The sequence below is a fragment of the Paenibacillus terrigena DSM 21567 genome, assembly GCF_000374845.1.
Classification (GTDB): domain Bacteria; phylum Bacillota; class Bacilli; order Paenibacillales; family Paenibacillaceae; genus Paenibacillus_K; species Paenibacillus_K terrigena.
On record NZ_KB895447.1, the window covers coordinates 1 to 3756 of the forward strand.

Sequence of the window (3756 nt, forward strand, 5' to 3'; positions counted from 1 at the left end):
GATTGAAGAGGGTAGCCAGATGATCCCGCAGCATATGCGAGATCTGGAATCCACCCGCCCTACACTACTTTTGTCGCTTTCATTTATAGTTTTTTTCTACAAATCATTTCCATTAACCTGCCCGTTACTTCAACGGACAACGGCAGCCGATCGCCGGCCGCCGCCGTGTTGTGATTGAACTACAGTTGAACGACAAAGACCGCCCGAGGGCAGTCAGATGTCTTAACTACATATGCACTTTTGCGAATTCGTTTTTAGTAAGGCCATAAATATATTCGTCGTAATGTTGGCCCTTAGTAAAGACCATATTTCTTATTTTTCCCTCTTGAATGAACCCAAGATGCTCTTGCAATGCTGCGGAACCAACATTAAATGCATATACATGAGCGTTAACCTTACAATATCGTAATTCCTCAAAGTAATATCGCAGTAATATTTTTATATTTTTATGGCATCAGAAGCGTAACCATTACGCCAATGCTCACGAAATATCGAAACCCCATATTTGAAGGTTCCATAGCGAGGATTACAGTTATTTGTGGATATGCTCCCGACGAGTAATCCATCGAGCGTTTGTATTGCCATGAAGACGTTATCACCATTTGAGGCATTAACGGATTGGCGTTCAGCCCACGCCTTTGTACCTTCTTCTGATCTTGGGAAATGTATCTCGTCACATAGTCTTGCGTTCTCCGAATCAAGATCATTATTATGGAACTTTTCCCAATCGGTGGTTAATACCGAACGCAACCTAACTTTTAAACCAGCCCAAACGTAACTACTCATATTGATCCTCCTAAAGTTTAATTTCCTTTTTACCCCTTTCATGAAGGGTGGAGATCTTGCTTGAGGATCAGGATTATTTTCGACTACATAGTTCTCATCCCTTTCTTATATGGAAAATTGTGGCACATGTTCAGTCGCTTGTTTATATGTATTTTCGGTTGCTGGATTAACGAATTCTGCCCGTTAGCGCAACGAGGCTGCCGATCTATGCCGGCAGCCTCGTTTTAGTTATTTATTATGCTATCGTGTCCCGTTAGTTTAAATCAGAAATCGCTTCTGGCAGACCAAGTGGCGTAAGCCCCGTAGTGTGAATGTGTTAGCTGATGCACACTCTCTTCCTGATTACACCAGTGCCACAGAAGTTGGCAACCATGCTTTAAAAAGGTGACTGTATGAGTTAGAAATATTATGCAAAGAATGCGTTACGTGTGCCCCTACTCCAAGGCTCTTTTCATTTCAAATATATTATCGACAATAGGCGCTTACTGTATTATATCGGCATTATTAGATACCGCAACCTAAACCACCTATACCACCCATACAACTGCAAGCGACTATTACTAACAAGATGAACAATACAAGGATAGTACCTGTGTTTGTAAACAAACCTCCACGAAACTCGCCCATGTCAACACCTCCCTTTTTTGAGTACACGTTATGTTATGAAGGCTGATCTCACTTTGGTTGGATGGTTGTTACTGGTTATTTCACTAAATTGGAATCAAGAGACAATCATCGTCTGATCCTCGGTATTCATTGGAAACTTCTATTGCTCTAATTATCATGAAATAATACCCCATTAAATGGAAGGTTGAATTTATTTTAAACCGTTCTTTACTGTTCCAATATTTCTGCGAAGCATCTGTCTGCCACCACGCTAGAACTGCCCGTTAGCGCAACGCGGCTGCCGATCCATGCCGGCAGCCGCGTCTTAGGTATTTATTAAGCTATCGTGTCCCGTTAGCTTAAACGACCGATCTCATAAGCTTTCTCTATTGCGGTTTTGTAATTATCCCATTTAAAGCGGAAAGGTCCAATTTCGAGCCGTTGATTATTATGTTCTAAGTAAAAATTACTCCACTCAACAATATCTGATTCTTTATCAATGGCCACAGAAATATATCCGCATTCTAAATCACCGCACTGCGGACAAATTAATATTGGATACCTATTATACTTGAATTCAAAGGGATACTTAAATAAGAAGTAGTCAGTTATAAGCTGTTGTTGCTCATCATTACCCCAACCAAAGGCAGGAACGAAGTCGTACTTTTTCAGTCTTTGATATAAGGATACCGAATCAATAATTAAGTCAGCAAATACTGTATTGTTACCTTCACTTGAAACTCCTTCTCCGTATCTGCTGGCTAATCTTGCCTCCAAAAAATTTATATCAGTCATGGATTAACTCCCCCAGTATTAACTCGTAACGTCACCATCCATATTAGCACATATTGGAAGTATCCTACCCGTTACTTCAACAAACAAAAAGGAGCTGCCTCCATGAACTGCACCCCAATTGTTAGACACAGTCTAACAATTGGAGGTGTAGTTTTTTTGGCTAAATACTTTATTGAGCTATAGTGTCCCGTTAGCTCAATGATTGTTTTTAATATTTGCCATTAACTTTCGACCAAATATCAAAGATTGAGCATTTCAATATCTATAAATGATCGCTCATGAAGCATGTTTTTTTCAGCACGTTCGAGAAATGTTTTTGACCAAGGATCAAGGTTTTCAATATGGCCATTTCTATGTAGGGATGAATATAGAACCGCTTGTCTAAGATCCAAAAAAATGGCCAACTGTTTTAACAATAATCTATGATCTATTGTGTTTTCCTCAAGGTATCCTTCAAGGAAATATGTAAGGTAGCGTTGAACAAATGAAGTTGCATCCTCATCGTCTGAAGGAACTGCAATACCATAAAATAGATTCACAGCTATGTCCTGTACGAACCAGCCATATTGGCACTCATCAAAATCAAATACAGTGATTGTTCCATCTGCTTTTACAGAATAGTTTCCAAAACAGAAATCACCATGAATTAATCCGAATGACTCAGAGCATTTCGGTAGCAAATGAATTTTTTTAATTAACCTTTGAAAATTATCGACTATCAGCGGACTTGCTGCAGGAACATTTTGAGTAAAGGCTTGTAGATAATCATTTTCATACCATAGAAATCTTTTTGGTTGTGTAGTCAGCGGCTCGTATCTTTTTGTTAATGAATGCATATTTCCAGTGAGCTTCCCCAACAGCTTAAACTCTTCATTTTGAGAAATGGCATCACTCCATGGATTTCCCGCTGCTTTATTATAAGCAACAACAATAAACTTATCCTGGTTGATTTCCAAAGTTTCAATACGAGACCCCGCATATGAGTGAACAGGACGAGACACAGCCACACCGTTTTCTGCCAAATATTCAATCCAATTTAATTCAGCTTCTATTTGGTTAACGCTTCTATGAGATGAATGTGAAATACGTAAAATATATTCATTTCCGCCTTTTTCGTAACCATAGACATAGCTTTGGTGATTTCCAAGTAAATTAAGTCCCGCGGTGCTTACATCGTAAAGATTGGCCGCTTTTGTGCGAACTTCATCCGTAAATCGTACTCTCATTTCTTGATTCATACAAACCTCCAAATATGTGTACAAAGCAAAGCCGGTCAGTTCTAGCCGATTGCATCGATGTCAGTATTCATAGAAACGAATTTAATGTAACATCAATTCCACATATTGTAAACTATCCATTCGTTGAACAAGACATCTGCTCGCTTTTGAACGACTTCAACTTGCCTTTATTCAAATATCCTCCTGTTGACGGAGCGAAGTGCTACCTCGCAACAGCCCTTTCGCCATTAAGCTATCGTGTCCCGTTAGTTCAACGGAAGCAGTCCCTTTGGCAGTAAGATATTTGAGTATTATATCGATTTCTTACATTCGCTAATATCGCAAATAGTAG

Annotated in this window: 3 protein-coding genes; all 3 read right to left on the reverse strand. The window is 39.4% G+C overall.

Annotation, left to right across the window (positions count from 1 at the left end; translation table 11 throughout):
• Positions 1-438 precede the first annotated feature (438 nt).
• Complete coding sequence (locus C558_RS34895) at positions 439-786, reverse strand: GNAT family N-acetyltransferase (RefSeq protein ID WP_245583914.1); 348 nt, start codon at positions 784-786, stop codon at positions 439-441.
• Between the two features lie 960 nt (positions 787-1746).
• Complete coding sequence (locus C558_RS0129980; RefSeq protein WP_018759978.1) at positions 1747-2187, reverse strand: hypothetical protein; 441 nt, start codon at positions 2185-2187, stop codon at positions 1747-1749.
• A gap of 239 nt (positions 2188-2426) precedes the next feature.
• The gene (locus C558_RS0129985; protein ID WP_018759979.1) at positions 2427-3425 is read right to left on the reverse strand and encodes a phosphotransferase enzyme family protein; all 999 of its coding nucleotides are present in this window, start codon (positions 3423-3425) and stop codon (positions 2427-2429) included.
• Between the last annotated feature and the right edge of the window lie 331 nt (positions 3426-3756).